The 23,115-nt window shown below is 32.0% G+C and carries 25 protein-coding genes; all 25 read left to right on the top strand.

Going from position 1 to position 23,115, the window contains the following annotated elements; all coding sequences use genetic code 11:
* The 25 genes from DW1_RS11755 (at position 1) to DW1_RS11640 (ending at position 23,078) form a co-directional block, all read left to right on the top strand.
* On the top strand, positions 1-759 hold the full coding sequence (locus tag DW1_RS11755; RefSeq protein ID WP_074350810.1) for an energy-coupling factor transporter transmembrane component T family protein: 759 nt from the start codon (positions 1-3) through the stop codon (positions 757-759).
* A 12-nt stretch (positions 760-771) separates the two neighbouring features.
* Positions 772-1,539, top strand: a complete 768-nt coding sequence (locus tag DW1_RS11750; RefSeq protein ID WP_074350809.1) for an S-methyl-5'-thioinosine phosphorylase — start codon at positions 772-774, stop codon at positions 1,537-1,539.
* A gap of 21 nt (positions 1,540-1,560) precedes the next feature.
* On the top strand, positions 1,561-2,355 hold the full coding sequence (locus DW1_RS11745) for a QueT transporter family protein (protein WP_074350808.1): 795 nt from the start codon (positions 1,561-1,563) through the stop codon (positions 2,353-2,355).
* 221 nt (positions 2,356-2,576) lie between these two features.
* A complete protein-coding gene (locus DW1_RS11740; protein WP_074350807.1) occupies positions 2,577-3,761 on the top strand; it encodes a trans-sulfuration enzyme family protein in 1,185 nt (394 codons plus the stop codon).
* Between the two features lie 41 nt (positions 3,762-3,802).
* The gene (locus DW1_RS11735) at positions 3,803-4,441 is read left to right on the top strand and encodes an L-fuculose-phosphate aldolase (RefSeq protein ID WP_347499732.1); all 639 of its coding nucleotides are present in this window, start codon (positions 3,803-3,805) and stop codon (positions 4,439-4,441) included.
* 301 nt (positions 4,442-4,742) lie between these two features.
* Positions 4,743-4,937 carry a helix-turn-helix domain-containing protein gene (locus DW1_RS11730; RefSeq protein WP_347499750.1) on the top strand — a complete coding sequence of 65 codons (195 nt, stop codon included), beginning with the start codon at positions 4,743-4,745 and terminating at the stop codon, positions 4,935-4,937.
* A 235-nt stretch (positions 4,938-5,172) separates the two neighbouring features.
* Positions 5,173-5,340: a hypothetical protein gene (locus DW1_RS15325; protein ID WP_200800521.1), complete on the top strand. Its 168-nt coding sequence runs from the start codon at positions 5,173-5,175 to the stop codon at positions 5,338-5,340.
* A 24-nt stretch (positions 5,341-5,364) separates the two neighbouring features.
* Entirely contained in the window at positions 5,365-5,913 is a 549-nt protein-coding gene (locus DW1_RS11725) for a hypothetical protein (RefSeq protein WP_074350805.1), read from the top strand.
* Positions 5,914-6,178: 265 nt separating this feature from the next.
* Positions 6,179-7,135 (top strand): Gfo/Idh/MocA family protein, encoded by a 957-nt coding sequence (locus DW1_RS11720; protein WP_074350804.1) that lies wholly within the window; start codon positions 6,179-6,181, stop codon positions 7,133-7,135.
* 152 nt (positions 7,136-7,287) lie between these two features.
* The gene (locus DW1_RS11715; RefSeq protein WP_074350803.1) at positions 7,288-7,896 is read left to right on the top strand and encodes a hypothetical protein; all 609 of its coding nucleotides are present in this window, start codon (positions 7,288-7,290) and stop codon (positions 7,894-7,896) included.
* A 211-nt stretch (positions 7,897-8,107) separates the two neighbouring features.
* The gene (locus DW1_RS11710; protein WP_074350802.1) at positions 8,108-8,374 is read left to right on the top strand and encodes a hypothetical protein; all 267 of its coding nucleotides are present in this window, start codon (positions 8,108-8,110) and stop codon (positions 8,372-8,374) included.
* A 91-nt stretch (positions 8,375-8,465) separates the two neighbouring features.
* Entirely contained in the window at positions 8,466-9,764 is a 1,299-nt protein-coding gene (locus DW1_RS11705) for an NAD(P)H-hydrate dehydratase (RefSeq protein WP_074350801.1), read from the top strand.
* A gap of 27 nt (positions 9,765-9,791) precedes the next feature.
* Positions 9,792-10,445 (top strand): LolA family protein, encoded by a 654-nt coding sequence (locus DW1_RS11700; protein WP_074350800.1) that lies wholly within the window; start codon positions 9,792-9,794, stop codon positions 10,443-10,445.
* A 185-nt stretch (positions 10,446-10,630) separates the two neighbouring features.
* On the top strand, positions 10,631-11,800 hold the full coding sequence (alr, locus tag DW1_RS11695) for an alanine racemase (RefSeq protein ID WP_347499748.1): 1,170 nt from the start codon (positions 10,631-10,633) through the stop codon (positions 11,798-11,800).
* Positions 11,801-11,956: 156 nt separating this feature from the next.
* Positions 11,957-12,238: a CopG family ribbon-helix-helix protein gene (locus tag DW1_RS11690; protein WP_074350798.1), complete on the top strand. Its 282-nt coding sequence runs from the start codon at positions 11,957-11,959 to the stop codon at positions 12,236-12,238.
* The gene (locus DW1_RS11685; protein WP_074350867.1) at positions 12,235-12,585 is read left to right on the top strand and encodes a type II toxin-antitoxin system PemK/MazF family toxin; all 351 of its coding nucleotides are present in this window, start codon (positions 12,235-12,237) and stop codon (positions 12,583-12,585) included. Before DW1_RS11690 ends, DW1_RS11685 begins: the two co-directional genes overlap by 4 nt.
* A gap of 512 nt (positions 12,586-13,097) precedes the next feature.
* On the top strand, positions 13,098-13,649 hold the full coding sequence (locus tag DW1_RS11680; RefSeq protein ID WP_074350797.1) for a hypothetical protein: 552 nt from the start codon (positions 13,098-13,100) through the stop codon (positions 13,647-13,649).
* A gap of 307 nt (positions 13,650-13,956) precedes the next feature.
* Positions 13,957-16,788 (top strand): phosphodiester glycosidase family protein, encoded by a 2,832-nt coding sequence (locus DW1_RS11675; RefSeq protein ID WP_074350796.1) that lies wholly within the window; start codon positions 13,957-13,959, stop codon positions 16,786-16,788.
* Positions 16,789-17,044: 256 nt separating this feature from the next.
* Entirely contained in the window at positions 17,045-17,530 is a 486-nt protein-coding gene (locus DW1_RS11670) for a DUF4330 domain-containing protein (RefSeq protein WP_074350795.1), read from the top strand.
* Positions 17,531-17,543: 13 nt separating this feature from the next.
* Positions 17,544-18,083 (top strand): hypothetical protein, encoded by a 540-nt coding sequence (locus DW1_RS11665; protein ID WP_074350794.1) that lies wholly within the window; start codon positions 17,544-17,546, stop codon positions 18,081-18,083.
* A 5-nt stretch (positions 18,084-18,088) separates the two neighbouring features.
* Entirely contained in the window at positions 18,089-19,432 is a 1,344-nt protein-coding gene (locus DW1_RS11660) for an O-antigen ligase family protein (protein WP_074350793.1), read from the top strand.
* A gap of 5 nt (positions 19,433-19,437) precedes the next feature.
* The gene (locus DW1_RS11655; protein WP_159433587.1) at positions 19,438-20,565 is read left to right on the top strand and encodes a glycosyltransferase family 4 protein; all 1,128 of its coding nucleotides are present in this window, start codon (positions 19,438-19,440) and stop codon (positions 20,563-20,565) included.
* A gap of 1 nt (position 20,566) precedes the next feature.
* On the top strand, positions 20,567-21,064 hold the full coding sequence (locus tag DW1_RS11650) for a DUF4330 domain-containing protein (RefSeq protein ID WP_074350791.1): 498 nt from the start codon (positions 20,567-20,569) through the stop codon (positions 21,062-21,064).
* A 39-nt stretch (positions 21,065-21,103) separates the two neighbouring features.
* Positions 21,104-22,192, top strand: coding sequence for a polysaccharide pyruvyl transferase CsaB (gene csaB, locus DW1_RS11645; RefSeq protein ID WP_074350790.1), 1,089 nt, complete (start codon positions 21,104-21,106; stop codon positions 22,190-22,192).
* A 124-nt stretch (positions 22,193-22,316) separates the two neighbouring features.
* The gene (locus DW1_RS11640; protein WP_074350789.1) at positions 22,317-23,078 is read left to right on the top strand and encodes a WecB/TagA/CpsF family glycosyltransferase; all 762 of its coding nucleotides are present in this window, start codon (positions 22,317-22,319) and stop codon (positions 23,076-23,078) included.
* Positions 23,079-23,115: the final 37 nt, after the last annotated feature.

Below are 23,115 nucleotides of genomic sequence, written 5' to 3'. Positions count from 1 at the left end.
ATGGATATGTTCTTATATATTGATAAAGATACTTTTCTCCATAGACTAGACCCTAGAACTAAGCTATTAATAATGTTTGGAACTTTTACAATTGCGTTGTTGTTTAATTCACTTCCCATACTAGTTGCTTTAGGAGTGATCATAATTCTATATGGTCAGTCAGGAAAAGTACTGTCGAATCTTAAACGTATAAGAGTAATATTATTTATGATTGCCCTAATGTCAATTATCATTTGGTCATTAACTAAGGGAGGAGAGACAAGAATATTAGGACCTATAACATTAGAAGGCTTATTATATGGCATAACTGTAGGAATTAAGTTTAATGTAATGATAGTGGCTGGAATGATATTCTTAAGTTCTACAAAAATTGAAGAAATAGCTTTAGGACTTGTAAAGCTAAAAGTACCTTACAGGGGAGCATTTGCCTTCTCCACTGCCATAAGACTTGTTCCTATGATAGTGGGTACAAGCTATACCATTACTCAGGCACAAAAATCAAGAGGTCTTGATTTAGATTCTGGTTCAATATTTCAAAAAGTAAAGAAATATGTACCACTAATCATACCTACTTTTATATCTGTAATTAGGGGTACAAATGTGTTTTCAATGGCACTTGAATCAAAAGGTTTTGGATATGATAAGGATAGAACTAATTTGATGGAGATTAGCTTCGATGGAAGAGACTATGTATTGATGGTGATTACACTGTTAGCAGTGATATTTTCCATATATGCGAAAATAGCATTTAAGTTATAGGAGGTTAATACTGTGAGGAAAGCAATTATTGGAGGTACAGGAGTATATGATATTGGAGAAAGCAGCCATAGCAAAATTGTAGAGACAAAGTATGGGAAAGTAGAAGTAGATATAGTTAGTATTAATGGTGAAGAAATCGTTTTTTTAGCTAGACATGGGAAAAGTCATTCAACTCCACCACATTTAATAAATTATAGAGCAAATATGAAAGCATTAGAGCAATTGGGAGTTAAATATATTTATGCAACTGTTGCAGTTGGCTCATGTAATGAGAAATATGCACCAGGAGATGTAGTAATTGTTAATAATTTTATTGATTTTACTAAGCAAAGACCTGTTACTTTTTTTGAAGGCGGGGACGAGCCAGTAAAACATACTGACATGGGAGACCCCTATTGTAAAAATCTTAGGGACAAATTTTGTAAAGTAGCAAAGGACGAATCAATCGATGTCAAAGGGGATGCAGTTTATATTTGCACTGAAGGACCTAGATTTGAAACAGAATACGAAATAAAAATGTTTAAAGCTATGGGAGGTGATGTAGTTGGCATGACCAATGTACCCGAAGTAGTACTTGCAAAGGAGCTAGGTATGTGCTACGCGGCTGTTGGTATAATTACTAACTGGTGTACAGGTGTTAAGGGTGATATAACTTTACACGATATTCAAGGTACATTGTCTGCAAACAAAGAAAGAATTAGTAAAGCTTTTTTGAAAGTATTTAGTAAAGACCTTGACCAGGAACACTGTAACTGCAAAAATGCAATTATTGAACTTTAATAAAAAAAGGGGGATTTTGTTGTGAAAGAAGTATTTAAAATGTGGAAGTCAACTAAAATGGTAGTTTTAGTAGCGTTATGTGCTGGACTTTATGCAGCATTGTTAATACCTTTTAAAGCAATTGTTTTAATTCCCGGGATTACAGAGGTTAGACCTGCAAGTGCGCTTCCTATAGTATTTGGTCTATTATTTGGACCTGCAGGAGCATGGGGCTCAGCTATTGGAAATCTAATAGGAGATTTCTTTGGCTCACTAGGAGTAGGAAGTATTTTTGGATTCTTTGGTAACTTTATGTTTGCATATGTGCCATATAAGATATGGCAGAATCTTGGGATAGTTGACAAAGAGGATGCAGAACCAAATCTTAAATCAGGTAGAAAAGTTGTAGCATTTATAGTAGCAGCATTAGGAGGAGCATTATCATGTGCACTAGTAATAGGTTGGGGACTTGAACTACTTGGTATGGTTCCATTTGCAGCACTAGGTGCAATAATATCTATGAATAACTTAGTGCCATCAATTATTCTTGGGATACCTTTATTATTAGTATTATATCCTAGAATTAAAAAATGGGATCTTCTATGGACAGATATTATGCCAGAAGAAGATTTACCACAAACTGGTGGAAGAGCTAGAATCGGTTCAATAATTATGGTATTAGGAATAGGATTTGGGATGATAGGCGGATTTGTAGTAGCTCTAGGAGCTGGACAAGAAGCTTTCAGTTTTGCTAGTAGTGTAGCAGAGGGAATGAGTGTGGTTCTTGTAGCAGGAATAGGCGTAGTAGCAACATTCATTGGTAGCTTTATGCAATAATAACATAGTCGGGGGATTTTCCCCCGGCTTATTAAACAAGAGATACTGAATAGTAAACATAAGATAAAATAATACCAATGTCTTAAGTTTAGTATTTAGTATCAAACTGTTGGTGACTATTATTGGCAGTGAAAAAAATATCAGGGCGCTAGAAGATATAGAGCTTAGATTCATAAGTTCATGTTTTCATAAAATATAAGAAAAAGAGAGGAGTGCAGTTAATGGACAAAAATAAAAAACACAGTTTTGAAACTATGGCAATACATGCAGGAGGAGGGAAAAATGCAAATAACGCATTAAATCCACCTATTTATCAGACGTCTACCTTTGTATTTGATAATATTGAACATGTTGAAAAGGTTATGTCCTTTGAAAGTGATGACTATGTATATACTAGAGGAAATAATCCTACTCTAAGACTTTTTGAGAATAGAATGACAGCATTAGAAGAAGGAAAAGGTGCAGTTGCTTTTGCTTCTGGTATGGCAGCTATAAGTTCAGTATTATTTTCACTTCTTAAGCCAGGCGACAATGTTATAGTAAATAAGACACTTTATGGTTCTAGTTACAATGTGGTCACCCATGTTCTCCCGCAGTACAATGTAAGCTATAAAATTGCTGATTTAAGTGATACTGATAAATTATCTGAGTTAATTGATGAGAATACAAAGGTTATTTATTTCGAAACTCCTTCTAATCCAAACCTTATGATTTTAGATATCAAGAAAATTGCAAGTATAGCAAAGGAAAAGGGAGTAAAAGTAGTTATTGATAACACTTTTGCAACACCATACTTCCAAAGACCATTAACACTGGGAGCAGATGTAGTAGTTCATAGTGCTACTAAATACATTTGTGGTCATGGAGATGTAGTTGGGGGAGTTGCAGTTTCTAAGGATGAAGATTATATCCAATCCCTCAAATTTGATTATATGTGTGAATTTGGCGGTGTTATGAGTCCTTTTAATGCTTGGCTTCTGCTTAGAGGTCTTAAAACACTTGGAGTAAGAATGAAAGAACACGAAAAAAATGCAATGGCAGTAGCTAAATTTTTAAAAAGTCATCCAAATGTAAAAGAAGTCTACTACCCTGGTCTTGAGGATTTCAAGGGGCATGAAATAGCTAAAGAGCAAATGAGTGGATTCGGTGCTATGATAAGCTTTGAGGTAAAAGGCAACTTAGAAGATGCTAAAAAGGTTGTTAACTCAGTAAAACTAGCACAACTTGCAGTTAGTCTTGGGGACTGTGAGACTCTAATAGAACTTCCTGCGGCAATGACACATAGAGGATATCCAAAGGAAGAATTAGCTAAGTTTGGACTAACTGAAAGCATGATAAGAATATCTGTAGGACTAGAAGGTGTTCAAGATATAATTGAAGATTTGGACAGTGCATTGAGTTTTTAGAATATGATTTTACAAAGGAGAGGACTGATGTTTACATGTTAATGAAGACAGAAAGAGAGCAAATAGTTGAATACGGTAAAAAGCTTGTTACAAGTGGACTTACAAAGGGTACTGGGGGCAATCTAAGTATATTTAATAGAAAAGAAGGACTATTTGCCATAAGCCCATCAGGTATAGACTATTTCCAGATAAAGCCTGAGGATGTAGTTGTGTTGAATATAAAGGGAGAACGGGTAGACGGAGATAAAGAGCCTTCAAGTGAAGTTGAGATGCACAGAGTTTTTTATGAAAGAAGAACTGATATAGATGCTATCATACATACTCACACTATGTACGCTACTACACTTGCGTGTCTAAATTGGGCATTGCCACCAGTTCACTATATGGTAGCCTTGGCAGGATTAGATGTCAGATGTGCCAAATATGCTACTTATGGAACCAAAGATTTAGCTGAAAATGCTTTTGAAGCTATGAAGAACAGAAAGGCTGTATTACTTGCAAACCATGGACTTTTAGCAGGCGCCAATGATTTACTAAATGCATTTAATATAACAGAAGAAATAGAGTATTGTGCAGAATTATACTATAGAACAAAATGTATAGGAGAACCTGTTATACTTCCCGAAGAAGAAATGACTTTAATGTTAGAGAAATTTAAGACTTACGGGCAGAAGAAATAAAAAAGAAAAAGGCTACTTACTGTAGATTTATTTTTATAGTGAGTAGCCTTTTCTGTACCTAAAGTCTTAATTAATGAATTTCTAACCAGAACTATTCCTCTAGTTAATTCCAAAAAGGCTATTTGTAAAAACCTTTAATAATCAGAGTTAAGTGATATGGCAGAAGTGTGAATTTGGGCTAGAATGGTATAATAGTATTATTTAAACAATATTGACAAGTAACGGCAGTAGCATTACAATATAGTTAAATAGAATGTTAAATATAAAAAACAAATAATGAACGAAGAAAAGACATGGAAGTATTAACAATAGGGGAAAAATACAGAAACTAAGAAAAGAGAGAAGCATGTTTCTTAGTGAGCTAGGTGGAGAATATGTTTCAAAGGCACAGTTAAGTTATATTGAAAATGGCAAAGCAAGTCCAAGTATTGATTTATTAAAATACCTATCTCAAAAACTAGATGTAGATTTAGAATATCTTCATTTTAAAAGATAAAGAAAATGCAAAAAAGTATGCAGAAGCAGTCTGTGAAATAGACAGGCAGTTAAGTGAAACAAAAAGATATGCTTAAAGCCTGCTAAAATATGCATCAACACTTATATTAAACGGAGAATATAGCGAAGCAGAGGAAGTTTTAATAAAGGCAGATAAATTGCTAAAAAAAGAAGAGGATAAAAAAACTAAATCTTTTATAGTTAGTAGTGTAAACTCCTTAAATGGAGGTGGGATTATGCAAATAGATTTTGATACTGATGGAGATTATGATCATACAGTTATATTGGTAGATAAGGGTGCATTAAAGTTTGCTCAGCATAGTTCGAATGGATATCGTTATTTTTCGGGTTATATTGGTTCTAAAAGGTATTTTAACCCAAGTTATTTTAGGGAAATACTGTAGTAAGAAGATGTGGGGGAAAAGTTTATGAAAAAACTTCTAACACTTTTAGTTGCTTTACTACTCTTACCTTCGTGCAATTATCAAATGAAATCAGATGTTGTTCTAATAAAAAATACAATTGAATCATTTTATAACACTCAATATAAATCATATTTAGAAATGGAATATAAAGATATAACACCATATTTAGATATGACAAAAATACAAAATCAGAACAAAGTAGTAGCACTAAAAGCACTAACTATTCGAAGAAAATACATTGATGAGAAAGGATATGCTTATGTAGAAAAGAAGGCTTTTCCATTAACTTTCAGCTATAAAACGGTTGATATTAATGGTGAAAGTGCTAAAGTGATAGTTAAAATAGAAATAGATGAACATCAAGCCTATCCTCCTTTTGTTAGCTATGGAGAAAATACTTTTGAGCTAAACAAACATGAGGGAAGTTGGAAAATAGTAAATCATGCGTATCCAGGTTTAAGTAATTTTGAAATATCAGTTGAAAAAAAATTACCAGAATTAGATTTCAAAATATTAAAGCAGCAGATCGATAATGAGTTTAGAAATAAATAGAAAAGGCATAATATCCATGTAGCTGAATATTTTAGAAGTGAAGTGCACACTAAAATATACACAGGTGAGTTCAAAAGATATTTTTTAATTTTTTTGATCTCAATTGGAATCAGTTCTATAATTGGACTTATTGGGAAGAGTATATCTAATTTTTTTCATAAAAAAACTTAGATATGACCCATTGATTTTCTTGACACCCTAATTTCATAGTGATACATTTGAAATAGCGTTGAGCCATCTATTGAAATAAAGGGAGCGTGAGCAAATGAACAAAACAATGAATATTGGAATAATTGGTGCAGGAGTAGTAGGTGAAAGATTAATAAATGCAATAAAAAGACATCCTCAAGGAGTTATTAAAGGAATTTATGATGTTAACACTGAGCGACTTGAAGAAATGTCTAGTAAATATAATTTAATTACTGTAAAATCTTATAATGAACTATTAGAGGACAAGGATATTGACATTATATACTTAGCAGTACCGCCTAAGTATCACCATCCAATAGCTATGGACATAATTAAATCCAATAAACATTTTCTATGTGAAAAGCCCTTAGCAAACTCATCAGAAGAAGCTAGAGAAATGTATGAGGGAGTAGAAAAAAATAAGGTAATTAATGCAATGAATTTTCCGACTGTCTACACTTCAGCATTCAAAAAAATGAATTCTCTACTTGAAGAAGGGGCTATTGGAGATTTATTAAGAGTTGAACTCCATGGGTATTTTACATATTGGCCAAGGTTATGGCAGCAAAATAATTGGATAGCATCTAGAGAGCAAGGCGGCTTTGTTAGAGAGGTCTTTACACATTTTGTTCAAATGATAAACAGATTATTTGGAGAAATGTCTGATATAACTTCCTTTATAGAGTACCCTGAAGATCCTACTATGTCCGAAATAGGAATTATAGCTAGAGCTAATCTAAAAAACAATATTCCTGTATTATTTAATGGCTTAAGCAGTGTCGGAATGAAGGAAGACTTATCATTTACTATTTACGGAACAGAGGGAACTATTTCTCTTGTTAACTGGAGAGAACTATGGATATCAAACAAAGATAGTAAAAAGGAAAAGCTAGAATTAGTGGACAATGATCATTTAGTAGAGCTGCTTGATGAATTTTTCAAGGCAATGAATGGGGAGAAGGCTAATTTAGTTACTTTTAAAGAAGGATATGAAGCTCAAAAGGTAATTGAAAAGCTTCTTCATAGAGAATAGAATTTTTGAATAGGTGTCTAGTAACTAGATGCCTATTTTTTTTGCATTTTAAATGATATAATAAATTATAGAACTATTAACTAAGTTAGTAATAAAAACCTATACAAAATATATTGTATTTTGCGTAAGATATATATTGGGGAGAGGATTTTATGTTTTCAAAGAACTTTCAGATAGATATTGAAAAGGATATAATTGCTAAAAACAGAATTCCTATTTTAATAAAGGATGCTACTTGGTTAAAGCTTTTTGGAGATGCTGGAGACAAGCTTATTAATAATGCCAGAAAAGAACTAGAAGCTCTACTTGAAAAGCAAAGACTAGCAGAAGCACAGCTTAAAGAAAAGAATAGAGATAAAAAGAGAGTAATGAATAAAATAATAATGCTTTCTGATGAATTAAACAATAATCAATTAAAAGAAGGTACAGAGTTGTTAGGAGAGTACCAGCAGGATATATATACGCTAAATGATGAAATAGATAATTTAACATTTGAACTTGAAATGCTTCCTAAGGAAATAAGGGAAGCAAATCTTAATCTGATAAAAGCGACTATTAAGCTTGCATATAAGAAATTAGCAGAATGGGAAGGAAGCCTCGAACCACTTAGCGCAGAAATAGAAGAGTTAAGAAACAAACTAAGAGAATTAATAGATAGAAAGAATGACTATGAAGAAAAGATAAATACAACTTATAGTTTTTTACATGGAATGTTGGGAAGCAAAGAGATGGAAAAACTTGATAAAGATATGCTAGACTAGGAATGCTTTAGGGCATTCCTTTTTTTATGATCTAACCCGACTTTTTGAGTGTTTTTATCAGAAAATTGATGGTAGATCAAACGCAATAAGAACCAAATTTATGTGAGCGATAACAAGCAAATAAATTTGTGTTTTGAAACTGCTTACTACCTATATTTTGTTAATTATTGTGATATAATTTTAGTATATGTTTAGAAAGGAATGAGATTAATTGTCTACAAAAGTAATCATGCTTATATTGCTAATTATAGGAGTTTTGGAAATATTCTTTAATATAATCTCTAACTTGTTGCAAAAAATTATTGGATTATTCAATGAAAACTTTCAATTCAAAGAGAAGACAGCAGGGATATTAAAGCTTATCTTTGTAATCATTTTTATGGTCTCAGTGATATTCTTTTTAACAGAATTCGTAAGGGTTCTAGCAGCACTATTTGGAATATCACTTGATAATAGTATTTTAGACATTTTTAAGTAAAACTAATTGAGAATACAATTTATTCATTGAGCTAGATAGTTCTGTATAGCTGTGACTTAGTATTTATTAGATTTCAAAATGAGGTGTAATAATGATTAGTGGTACTGGAATAGATATAATAGAAATAGACAGAATACGTAAAGCTATAAGTAATAATAGCAAATTTATTGAGAGGATTTTCACACAAAATGAAATCAAGTATATAGAATCCAAGAACAACAATATGAATACCATATCGGGAATTTTTGCAGCAAAGGAGGCTGTAAGCAAAGCACTTGGAAGTGGAATCAGTGGCTTTAAATGGACTGATATTGAGATTTTTTCTGAATTATCAGGAAAGCCTAATGTAAGATTGTTAGGAAAAGCAAAAGAGCTAGCAAATAAAAGAAACATAGGACATATACATATTTCAATTAGTCATAGCAAAGACAATGCTGTAGCTTTTGCCGTAGCTGAAGAAGATGAAAAAAACTTTTACAGGGAAAATTATAATATACCATGTATAAATGGAGACTATACTATTATAGATAAGGAAATGGTAAATAATATTATTCCAAAAAGAGAGAAGAATACTCATAAAGGAACATATGGAAGAGTAGGAGTAATAGGAGGAAGCAAAGGAATGACAGGTGCTGTGATTCTAGCACTAAGAGCCTGTCTTAGGAGTGGAAGTGGATTAGTTTATTCTATGGCACCTGAATCAATAATCCATATTATAGAACTCTCAGTAACTGAATCCATAGCCATACCTATAAAAGATACTGGAAGCGGATGTTTTGATTCAAGTTCAACAGAGAATATTAAAGAATGGATTAATAAGATGGATTGCTTAGTTTTAGGTCCAGGAATGGGCGTAGACAATGATAGGGTAGGGCTAATTAATGATATTTTACTTTCTACAGCAAAACCTATAGTACTAGACGCAGATGGGATAAATTGCGTTTCAAAAAATAAAAAAGGTCTATTATCAAGGCAATATCCCACAGTGCTTACTCCCCACCCTGCGGAGCTGTCAAGACTGCTTGATGTTACTGTGGATGAAATCCAATCAAACAGAATCCAGTATTGCAGAAATACTGCAAAAACATACAATGCAATAACTGTACTTAAAGGCTCTAATACAGTGATTGCAAGTCCAGAAGGTGATATTTATATAAATACTACAGGAAACCCAGGTATGGCTACTGCTGGCAGTGGAGATGTATTAAGTGGGATGATAGCTAGCCTAATCGGTCAGAAAATAGAGCCTTTAAAGGCAACAATTGCATCAGTGTTTTTACATGGATTAGCAGGAGATATAGGTGCTATGGAAAAGGGTGAATATGGACTTACAGCAGGAGATATTGTAGAAAATATACCCTATACTATAAAGTATGTAAAATCTAATTAAATAATTTTTGGGAGGTTTCAGCAGTTTATGAAGTACTCTTTATCATTTTTTCTGATTTTGATAATTATTTTTACTTATGGTTGTTCAAAACCTCTAGAAAAGGAAGAAGATGTTTTCTATGAAGTACAGAAGTATTTTAATGAAATAGAGACCTATAGATGTATTGCAGATGTTACGGTGAAGGGAAACAAAGACACTGAAATTTACAAATCAAAGCATGTTTATAAAAAGCCAGACAAATATGTTATAGAGTTTTTAGAACCTGCTGAAAATCAAGGAAATATTGTTTTATACGATGGCAAGCAAGCCTGGTTATATAATAAACAGATAGATGAATCCTTTGTAATCAAGGATCTTGAGTATGAAGTAGATAAGAATCTTTTTGTTGGGCATTTCTTGAAAAATATTTTAACAAATGAAGAAAACATCTTGAGTTTTGATGAAATAGATGGTAAAGGATATATAATTTTAGAAACTGATATCCCAGGTAATAATAAATACAGAAATAAAGAAAGGTTGTGGATTGATAGAAAAAATTATCACCCTTATAAATTGAATATATTAGATAAAGATGGTGAAGTATCTGTTGAAGTCATTTATTCAGAATTTAAAGCTAATGTAAAAGTAAATGATGAAGATTTTAATATAGAAACAGGATTACACTATATTCGTAAATTATAATATTTAGCAGGCTGCGGAAAAAACACTAGTGTTCTCCTCTTATAGTTAATCTTTATGTAATTTTATGTAGCTGGTTATAAATGTCACATAAATAGAATCTTTGTTTATTGACTTGAGCCCTTAATTGGAATATTATGAATTTAGAATATTTCCATAGCTTAGGTTTTTAAGGGGGAGTAGAATTGATTTCTTTAAAGAATTTTAGACCGGTATGGGCTGAAATAAATTTAGATAATTTGGTCCATAATCTTAGAGAAGTAAGAAGACTTGTAGGTGATAAAGTTATTATTACTTCAGTAATTAAGGCAGATGGATATGGACATGGAGCTGCCACAATTGCTCAGACTCTTCTAGAAAACGGTACAGATAGGTTTGCGGTTGCCACATTATCTGAAGCTATTGCCTTAAGAAAATCAGGTATAAAAGAGGATATACTCATATTAGGCTATACTCCCAGTTGTCAGGACAAATTAATTTTAGAAAACCATATTACCCAAACCATATATAATGTTGAAGATGCAAGGTCAATATCAGAAGCAGCGAAGAATTTTGGTAAGATTGCTAAGATACATCTTAAGATAGATACTGGTATGGGAAGACTAGGCTTTTTACCTGAATCGGAATCAATAGAAGAGATAGTTAATATATTTAGATTACCCAATCTTTATATTGAAGGAATATTCTCCCACTTTGCAAGGGCTGACGAAGCTGATAAAGAACCTACAAAGGCACAGTTTGAGAGATTTAACTATGTAGTAAAGGAGCTTGAGAAAAGAGGCATAGAAATACCTATCAAGCATATTGCAAATAGTGCAGCTATAATAGATTTGCCAGAGTATCATTTGGATATGGTAAGGGCTGGGATAATGCTATATGGACTATATCCTTCTGATCAAGTAAAAAAAGAAAATGTCAACTTAAAACCAGTAATGACCTTAAAGGCATCTATTTCAAACGTCAAAACTGTAAAACCTGGTGAAGGGATAAGCTATGGCCATAAATTTGTAACAAATATGACTACGAGAATAGCCACTATACCAATTGGATATGCTGATGGTTTTACTAGGCTACTAAACCATAAGGTTGAAGTGAGTATAAAAGGTGAAAGGGTTCCTATAGTAGGTAATATATGTATGGACCAATGTATGGCAAATGTTTCAAATATTAAAGATGTGAAAATAGGAGATGAAGTTGTATTATTTGGAGATGGAAGTATGGGCGAACCAAGTGCAGATGAAATAGGAAGCATTATTGGAACTATAAACTATGAAGTAGTATGTATGGTAAGCAAAAGAGTTCCTAGAGTATATATAAAGAATAATGAGATTGTCAGTGTAAAGGACTACCTTTTTTAATCTAGTATATATTCGAGTATATACTGTGAAATAATAGAATATAATATAATAATAATATGAAAAGCAAAATATACCATATTATGTTTAAAAACTATTATTAAATAATTATGAAATATGTGCTATAATTATTTCATCAGATAATCCGGGGGTGCTATAATGGCCGAAACAAAAAGAATCATGATTAGTTTACCTAATAGTCTACTAGAAGAGGTAGATAATATTGTATCTATGGAAAGCAAGAATAGAAGCGAATTTATTAGGGAGGCCATGAAGCTCTATCTAAGAGAACGAAAAAAGATACAGCTAAAAGAGGTAATGAAAAACGGCTACAGAGAGATGAGTCAAATCAACTTGTATTTTGCAGAAATGGGCATAGAGGAAGATTATAAGGAGCTAATAAATTATGAAAACAGACTGACAGGACGTGAAGAATGGTGATAGTGAAAAGAGGAGACATACTTTATGCTGACCTAAGTCCTGTCATAGGCTCTGAGCAGGGAGGAGTTAGGCCAGTATTAGTAATCCAAAACGATATTGGGAATAAATATAGTCCAACTGTAATAGTTTCTGCTATTACATCACAAATTAATAAAGCAAAGTTGCCAACACATATTGAAATAAGTGCTCCAGAGTATGGATTACCAAAGGACTCAGTAGTGTTACTGGAGCAAATAAGAACTATCGACAAAAAAAGGCTAAGAGAAAAAATAGGACATTTTGATGATGAAATGATGAATAAAGTTAATGAGTGTTTAAAAATAAGCATAGGGTTAGCGGATTACTAATGTATATTACATATTATGGAGCGCATTTAAGCGCTTCAATCTTTTTTGTCACTATTTCCCCGGAAATATGAAATTTATTTAGAAAAATACAGGATATTTAATTTTTTAGTCGAATTATATTATACAGAAGTAAGAACAAATAAAATACACACTTATGAGTAGCAGCCTTTTTACATAAATTTATTTGTTCGCTACGCTCATATAAATTTGGTAAGAGTTACATTTGACTTGTTTTATGAATCAGGTTAGGTCATAATCAGACATAAATAATTCTATAGCTTATTCCGATAAAAAATCTCATACTTTACAAACTTGCATCGGTTAATGAGGTTATAGAAATCTCTGATTTTTTCGCGACTCATTATATAAGCATATGTTGACCTTACCTTAATCTAATTACCTAACGGTTTTTTTATCCTTATTTACTAAGAAGTATAGTACTAAATCCGAAATTTTTTTAGTATTTTATTTGATTTTAATGTGAGTTGAATGTTTATAATGGAGGGATGTAAATGTGGCAAAAAATTAGGAGTAATTTTGTTTTTATTTTTTTTACACTATTAATAGCAGTCATAATAGTAGATGCTTCTAGTGTTAGCTTTGGGCAACCTGGTGGCTCAGAGGACCCTTTAGTTACTTATAGCTTTGTAGAAAAGAGAATTGAACAATTAAAATATTACATAGATGAAAAGTTAAGTGGCGGTAACACCAATAGTGATAATTCAGAAATTCAAAGACTTAAAGAAGAAAATGAAGCAATAAAAAAACAATTAGCTCAAATAGCGGCTAATTCCCCAGGAAGTGGACTGGAAATAGTAGAACTTAAAGATGGACAAAGATTAATATGTGGTGCTGGAACAGAGATTATATTGAGAAGTGGTTCAGCTAAAGCCATAGTGTCAGAATTAGGTGGACTATCAGATTTGACTGGAGGAAAAGATTTAGCTAGCAATGAGCCAATTTCACTAAATCATCTTATTGTAATACCAAGGGATGATGGAAGAGGAGCTTATGTAGAAAGGTTTGCCATATTTATGGTAAAGGGAGCTTACGAGATAAGATAATAGCAAGCTTCTAAAAAAGAACTTAGATTATTCTAGGTTCTTTTTTAAATGAATAAGAAGGTCCTACTTACTGTTTATATTTGAAGAATTTTCTGTCAATTAACTTTAAGAAAAGCTACCTTGGTCTTAATATTATTCGATACAAGCTTTTTAATATTAATGTAACTTTTTTGTAACTGGGTTTTAATATATCTAGTATATAATGTGTGGTATGGAACAATATTTGACTATTTTAGTCTAAACAATGGATACATACAAGAAAAACTAGTAACTAATTTAGCAAAAATACTAAGGATGGGGTGAAATAATGATTTTTAATAGGAATAAGAGAATATTTTCACTAATTGTGGCATTCTCTATAGCTGTATCAACTTTTAGTATCAGCTTTGCGCAAAATGTTATAATTCATGAAAGAAAAACCACTGAAACTATTTCAAGTGGTGTACTTCATGAACATATCCAAAAATTCACCAGTAATGGATGGTGGAATATAAACGTTCTTAGAGTGAACTTAAATGATGAATACACTGAGGTAAGGCCTATATTTAGTAGTGATGGAATAAGCAAGAGAGAAAGAATATCCAAAATGGTTCAAGATAAGAATGCTGTAGCAGGAATAAATGGTGATTTTTTTGCATCATTTAACTACTCTTCCCCTTTAGGCATAGTAGTTACAGATGGTGAAATTGTTTCAACCGTTACAGAGAGAGAATACAATCTTCCTACTATAGCAATTGATATGAATAACCAAGTTTTATTAAATTATTGGACTACTTCAATTAAAGTGATTACAGAGCAAAATAATGTCATTAATATTAAGTCGAAAAATAAAGCTAGCTCAAACTATAGTGATATTAGATTATATGATATAAATTGGAACAAAAAGACTTTTGGAAATACTTTGTTCAACGATATGGTAGAAGTAATCATTGTTAACGACCAAGTTATGGAAGTTAGAAATGGACAACCTGCTACGGATATGCCATTAGATGGTTACATATTAGCAGGAGCAGGTAATGCAGGGAAAACTTTATTGGATAATTTTAAAGTTGGAGATAAAGTAAAGTTAGAGATTGTAAGTTATCCAGACTATGAGAACATTAAAGCAGCTCTAGGTGGAGGGGCCATAATAGTTAGAGAAGGAAAAGTTTTTAATAATTCTAATGATATAAATATTACAGGAGAACAGCCTAGAACTGCTATTGGAGTTACACAAGATAGAAGCCAGCTTTTACTAGTTACTTTAGACGGCAGACATACTTCGTATAAAGGAATGTCACAGGCAGCTCTTGCTAATATAATGATTGAATTAGGTGCTTATGAAGCTCTTAATCTAGATGGCGGTGGTTCCACAACAATGGTAGTAAGTCCAATTGGTGGCAAGCCAACTATTGTAAACAATCCTTCAGATGGAGGAGAAAGGTCAGTTGTTAATGGCTTAGGAGTATTTAGCAATGCTCCTGTTTATCCAATAGATTATATCAAGATTTACGCTGATGACACTAATGTATTTGAAGGGACTTCAAGAGAATTTACTATTAAGGGATTTGATAAATATCACAATCCAACAAATATTGATATTGAAGACGTGTATTTTGAAATAGAGAGCCAATATGGTGAATTTACAGGGAATATATTGAGAGCGAAAACACCAGGGGTAGCTACAGTTAAGGCTAATTATAACGGAAAAACTGCTGAGATGAAAGTCAACATTCTTGAAGAAGTAAAAGATATTGAAGCAGACTTAGCTAAAATACATTTAGACACTAATAGTCAAAGAAACCTAGGTGAATTTTATGGTATGAATGATGAAGGCTTTACTGCGAAAATAGAGCCTAGGGATATAAGCTGGAGTGTAGTAGGAGATATTGGGAGAGTAGAAAATAATGTTATATACAGTGGGAACAAAGCAACATCAGGATATATAACTGCTTCAGTAGGAAGTGCAATTGAAAGTATTCTTGTAACAGTAGGATATAATAAAGCCCCTATACATGGTTTAGATAGTTATGAAGACTTAGGATTTACTACTTATCCTCAGGCAGTAACTGGGAGTATATCTCTTAGTACTGATGCTAAAGAAGGAACCCATTCACTACGCTTAAACTATGACTTTACTCAATCTGAAGAAACAAGGGCGGCTTATGTGTTGTTAGGCAGTCAAGGGCAGGGTATAAGCTTAAGTGGCAAGCCAAATAAGATTGGTATGTGGGTATATGGAAATAAAAGTGAGCATTGGCTAAGAGGTAAGCTTGTAGATAGTAAAGGAACATCATACAATATAGATTTTGATAAAACTATTGATTGGTCTGACTGGAAGTGGGTTACCGCAGATATTCCTGCAAATATAGCGTATCCGATAAAACTAGAGAGAGTATATTTAGTTGAAACAGACCCATCCAAAAAGGATATGGGGGAGATTTTAATAGACGGTCTAACTTCCTTGTATTCAGTTACTGTGGATAACAACCTACAAATCCCAAAAGAGACAACAGCAAATGATCCTTTAATGAGGAAATCAGAGCTGGCCGAAGGTGGATATAGGTTTGCAGTAGTTAGCGGAATTAATGAAGCTGATACTCTTCTTAAGGATCATATAGGAAACAAAATAACGAAGACAATCAATAATACAGACTTTGGACTAATACTAGGTAGTTATAATGCTAAGTTTAATGCTGGTTTGACTAAACCTAATATGATAGTCAATACAGGACATGGGGCAGTGAGTCATAAAAACACCTTATTTATTAGGCTAGACGATACTAAAAATGGCATAAGAGCAACTGATTATAATCAATGGATTTGGCTTAAACAAAAGCTAAGCAATCCGATAGAGAAAAACATTGTAGTATCTCTTCCTAAAGAAGTTTTTGGAGATAATGGATTTACCGATAAGCTAGAAGCACAACTTTTAGAAGAAGTTTTATTAGAGCAAAGGGAAAATGGGAAGAATGTTTTTGTAATAACTGAAGGACAAAAAACAGAGGTTCAGGTTAGAACTGGTATAAGGTATATAAAGCTTAATAAATCAAGTTCTAACAATACTTCAGATATTTTTAATTTGGAATATGTTTTATTCACAGTTAACGGAAATGATATAAGCTATGAAATACTACCCTTATTTCCAAAGGTTAAATAGGATAGTATTGATAGGGCTTTATGTATAAGATGGCTTCAGCTTACTAAGGAAAAATTGCAATATAAGAAACCTTCCTTAAGTACCCCTGAGTTAGGCAACAAATTTAACTTATAGGGGTACTTTTTGCTGTATTATTAATTTAATTTAATCTTAATAATAATAGGATAATATGATATAATTAATAGATGTTAAATTGCAGATAACTGTCATAAGAAAATAATTATACTTATGGAGATAAGGGAGGAGTAAATCTATCATGGCTTTTATAGATAAGAAAGGTAAGATTTTGGGGTTAATTAATGTAGTGGATTTGTTAATTATTGCTACAATTATAGTTTTTATAGTAGGTGGTATACTAAAGTTTGGGAAATTAGGAAAGATTTCAGAAGAAGGCATCCAAGAAATAAAGATGAGTATTAAGGTTGAGGGCATAAGTGATGGTCTAGCAAATGCAATTAAAAAAGATGATCTTTTGAAGGATTCAGTTAGAGGAACTGACTTTGGAAGGGTTATAGATAAAAAAATAACACCGCATGAAGAAATGGTAATTGGTAAAGACGGGAAAGTAGAGTTTCTAGAAATACCGGATTCATATGATGTGGTTATAGACATAATTGCAAGAGGAACATTTACTGACAATGGGGTATTATTAGGGAACAACTCAGTTTTTATTGGCTCTGAAATAAGGTTAAAATCGTCATTGTATGTATTTGATTCAAAAATAGTAAATATTAGTGAATAGATGGAGTGGGTCTATGAAACATAGCTTAGTATATAGATTTATTATGAAGTTTATTAATGGGTTGATTGAGTACTATAATTATAGCGTGACTAAAAAAGTAGTTAATATTATTTTGCTTAATGTAAAAATAGCTTTCAGCGAGAGCTTTATCTATAAAATGTTGGTTAAGAATGCTAATAATTTTACTCCTAAAAAAAGTAGCTTTATCATTCAGACTTTTGAGAAAATTATCAATTGGATAGTTAAAGTCGTTAATTCTTTTGTATCTAGGGGATTAAAAGGGAGTATTATCATTAGCTTGTTTAGTTCCGTTTGCAAGGTTATAAAAGAGAGTAAGAGTTCTTTTGTGATGAATGTTATAATCAGTGCAACTTTAGTATTTGATATATATTCTATTGTTGTCGGAACTTTTACCTATAATAAGATTATTTTCACATTTGTAGTTATTGCTCTATTTATTTTAAATAGCTGTACGGACATCTTAACTGCTTTTAAAGAGAGTTTTATTAGAAAATCAATTGCTAAAATATTTGAATTCAATTTTGAGGAGTGATTTGAGTGAAAAATATCCTCACTTTAACCGAAAATAAATGGTTTCCTTTAGTGTTAGGGGTATTAGTTGCCTTAGCTATGATTTTTATAGGTGCTGTTAACACTGTAGGACTAGGTATAGGAATAATTATCATTGCATTGATGTTTAAAAAACCTTTTTATGCCATTTTGTTGTATGTAGTAGGTTTACCATTTTTACAAGATATCCATATAATGTATCTAGGAATATTAGTAATTGGTATCTATGGTGTGAATTTTATAAAAGATGGGACTTTTAAATATAACTATTCTAAAGTTAATTTGAGCATATTATTGCTTGGGATTATAATTACCATAAGTACACTGCTTTCAATAAATCCGAGGGGAAGCTTCAGAGATTTTGCGATACATTTTGTAGGACTCGGTATATTATTCGTTTTCCTACACAGTAGTAAAACAAAAAAAGATCTTCACGATTTAAATATTGTGCTTGTCCTAACAGCAACAGTGATAGCAGCTTATGGTATTTACCAATTTTTTAATGGAGTACCTATGGAAAGTGGTTGGCTAGACGTATCACAAAATCCAGATATTAAAACAAGAGTCTATGCAACTTTTGAGAATCCAAATCTATTAGCTGAATATTTAATTATGATATTTCCGATTTCCTTAGGATTATTTTTATATAACAGAGACTTTATTAGAAAAATGATATTTGCTTTTACTTCAATTATTATTTTAATTACTATAGGACTTACCTATTCTAGAGGAAGTTGGCTAGGTATGGCATTTGGAATTGTTCTGTTCCTTATGCTTATAAACTGGAAGGCTCTTTTAGGGCTTATTCCTTTAGGAATAGCAGGATTATTTGTATTACCAGCATCAATATTGCAACGTATACAGACAATTGGGAGTCTACAAGACAGTTCGAATCTTTATAGATTTAATCTGTGGATAAAGTCTATGGATATAATAAAGGATTTTTGGCTTTCAGGTATCGGAATAGGATATATACCATTCCAACAAGTTTCTCATTTATATATAACAAATATGGCTCCATATCATACTCACAACACATATTTGCAGATTGCTATAGAGATGGGAATTCCGGGGCTACTAGTTTTTATTGCTCTGATTTTAATATCCTTTAAGACTGCAGTGGGGGTTGTACTAAATAGTGGACAAAAATATTACAGATTATTTGTAGCAGCATATATAGCTTCTATTTCTGGAATCCTAGTGCATGGTCTTGCTGAACATATATTTTTTAATCCCAAGATAATATTAGTTTTCTGGTTGATTTTTGGGATATTAGTAAATTATTTGCAGCTATATGGAGAAGAACGTATTAGAATAATTAATAAAGGATGATTTTTATGAATATTTTACTAGTTGCTATGGGATTAGATATTGGTGGAGCAGAAACACATGTTGTAAATCTAGCAAGAAAACTTAAGAGAAAGGGACACTATCCAGTAGTGATTTCTTCAGGGGGAGTTTATGAACAAGAGATCATATCAGAGCAAATTCCTCATTATAAGGCAGAATTAGATAAAAAAGGGTTAAAAGCAACTATCAATTCACTTAAGATAATGAGAGATGTTGTAAAAAGTGAAAATATTGATTTGATTCATGCTCATGGAAGGATTCCTGCGTTTATTAGTAAAATTATTTCAATAGTCACTCATACACCATTCATGACAACGGCGCATGCTAAATTTGATGATAGTATTAAATATAGGCTTATATCTTTTTGGGGAGAAGTCACCATCTCTGTAAGTGAGGATATAAAAGAACATTTAATTAAAAACTTTGGTGTAAAGGAAGATAGGATTACAGTTATAAATAATGGAATTGATACTGAGAGATTTAACTCCAATATTGATACATCTAGGCTACAACAAGAGGTTCCTATTTCTGTAGAAAGCAATAAGGTAGTATATATAAGCAGGTTATCAGGAACATTGGCTGACGTAGCGAGGATGGTCAGTGATGCAATATATAAAATAAGAAAACAGGGAGTGCTCATTGACCTAATAGTAGTAGGCGATGGAGACGATTTTTCAAGGATTGAAAACTACTCCCATAAAATTAATTCGGAGTATGGGGAAAAATTCATTCATGTATTAGGTAAGAGAACAGATATCCCTGAAATACTGGCTTTTGGAGATGTTGTGGTAGCAGTTTCTAGATCAGCACTAGAAGCTATGTCATGCGAAAAGGCAGTTGTTTTAGTAGGTGGAGAGGGATATATGGGACTTTTGACTGATGAAAACTTATCTGTTGCAATGCAAAATAACTTCACAGGTAGAACTGTGAAGGAAGAGATTACTACGGATAAAATCGCAAATGAAATTGAAAAAATTATTGGTAAAGATAATGCTATTAGAAGAGCGAAGTTAGGGAAACTAGGTAGAGAAGTTGTCAAAGAGTATTTCTCCATTGATTCAATGACTGATGAAACCATAGAGATTTATAAGAAACTTATAAATAGGAGGAAGTAGAATGAAAATAATAGATGATAAAGGAAGAATCTTTGGATTAATTAATTATATTGACTTGTTTATTGTACTAGCATTTATAATAGTATTAGGAAGATTTGTGTTTATAGAAAGAGATGATGTATTTCCAAAAGAGTTGAATTCAGATGGTTTTCAAGAAGTCGAAATTCTTTATTATGTAAAAGGAGTTAAGGATGTTTCCATAAAAGGTGTTAAGATTGGGGATGTTTTTAGAGATGTAACAACTAATAATGTGATTGGTGAGGTAACAAATATAGATATACAGCCTTCCTCTATAATGACTACTGATGAAAAAGGGAAAGTAGTTTATAGTGAGATACCTGATAGATTCGATATGTATTTGACTATCAAAGGGAAAGGACAAGTTACGGATTATGATATAAAGGTGGCTAATGAAGAAATTAAGATAGGAAAAACTTCACAAATTCAAAGTAGGATGAACAGATTAGAGGCAATAATTTATGGTATTGAATATAATTAATACTCTAATTCTTAGTAGTTCCTGGAAAGGAAGAATTGCATGAAGCGTGTCTTTATTTTTGGATATTATGGATTTAAGAATGCTGGCGATGATGCAATGCTTGAATCTATTATAAATAGCATAAAGAAGATAAGGTCAGATGTTAATATATCAGTATTAACCTATAATGCGAAATATACGAAGACTACACATAAGGTTGGTGTAATAAGTAGATCTAAGATTTTTGAAATAGTATCTGCAATTAAGAACTGTGATTTACTTATAAGTGGAGGAGGATCACTACTACAGGATGTAACCAGCAGCAGGTCTCTAATATTTTATTTAGGGCTTATTTTTATGGCAAAGCTCTTTGGCAAAAAAGTCATGTTTTATGGAAATGGATATGGTCCTGTTAATAAGAAATTTAATAAACTACTAATAAAAAGTCTAGTTAGCAAAGTGGATCTTATAACACTTAGAGATGATATATCTAGAGAAGAATTATATAATCTAGGAATAATTGATAATGTTGAAGTTACTGCAGATCCTACGTTTACTATGAAGTCTTGTGACTCGAACAGGCTAGATGAGATTTTTTCAATTGAAAAAATTCCAGCTGATAAGGAATTAGTTGGGGTTTCTATAAGAAGGTGGAAAGATGATAAAAAGATTAAAGAAACAATTGCTAGTGCAATAGATCATATATCTGAACTTGGTGCGAATGTTGTGCTAATTCCAATGAAATATCCTGACGATTTGGATTTTTCAATTGAAGTAAAAGAAATGTGTAAAACAAAGCCTTTTATAATAGAGGACTACTATAAGCCTGAAGAGATATTAGGAATCATTAGTAAAATGACAATGCTTGTAGGAATTAGACTTCATTCTTTGATATTTGCTGCTATCGAAAACGTTCCTATGGTAGCAATTGAATATGATCCTAAAGTTAAAGGTTTTATTGATTTAGTAAATCAAGAAAGTGTAGGAGATATTGGAGAGTTAGATTCCATTAACCTATGTTTGAGCATTGATAAAGTATATCATAATAGAGAAAGCTATAAAAAAGTTTTAATTAGTAAAAAACCACTTCTTGAAGAGAAGGCGAGAAAAACTGCAAATATGGCGGTAGAATTGCTTTATAGCGAATAGGAAAGTTTTACTTTTGAGCTTGTGTTTAAAGTATTTCAAGTAATGGGTTTTAATAATAGTTTCCTTTATTTAATTGTTTCGATAGAAATTTTTATTTTGATTAAAATAAGAAACAGGTGAAAATATGAGAGAAAAAATTAGCATATTAGGAGTAAATATTGACAAACTCACATTGAAGGATGCAGTGGATAGGGTAAAATCTTTTTTAAATAGCAACAAAATAAATACAATATATACGCCTAATACTGAAGTAGTAATGGAAACAAGAAAGAATCCAGATTTAAAAAATATAGTAAATAGCGGAGATTTAGTCATTCCAGATGGGATAGGATTAGTATATGCATCAAAAATTAAAAAAAGACCTCTTCCTGAAAGAGTTACTGGATTTGATTTATCAATGAAAATATTAGAGATAGCAAACGACAAGAGCTGTAGCCTATTTCTTGTTGGAGGAAAGCCAGGCATAGCAGATAGGGCAGTGGAAAATATAAAAAAGCAATATCCTAATATTAACATTGTAGGAAGTCATCATGGGTACTTTAAGGGAACCCATATAGGGTATAAAGAACATGAGGAAGAAATTCAGGTATTGAATAAAATAAATGAATCCAAACCGGATATTATTTTCGTAGGCTTTGGTGCACCAAAGCAAGAAAAGTGGATACATGAGAATAAGGATAGATTAAATTGTAAGGTTATCATAGGAAATGGAGGAACTATAGATGTTTTAGCAGGTGCAGTAAAAAGAGCACCAGAGATTTATCAAAGATTAGGTCTTGAGTGGTTTTATAGACTTATGAAAGACCCAAAAAGAATAAAAAGACAAATGGTACTACCGTTGTTTGTGTTAATAGTACTTTTCTCTAAGGATGAAGTCGTTAAGTAGTGAGGACTGCTGAATATCAGTCTGTGCATGTGTGAAG

The sequence above is a fragment of the Proteiniborus sp. DW1 genome (assembly GCF_900095305.1).
Lineage (GTDB): Bacteria > Bacillota > Clostridia > Tissierellales > Proteiniboraceae > Proteiniborus.
The sequence above is the reverse complement of the archived record's forward strand: the minus strand, read 5'-3'. Positions and strand labels throughout refer to the sequence as shown.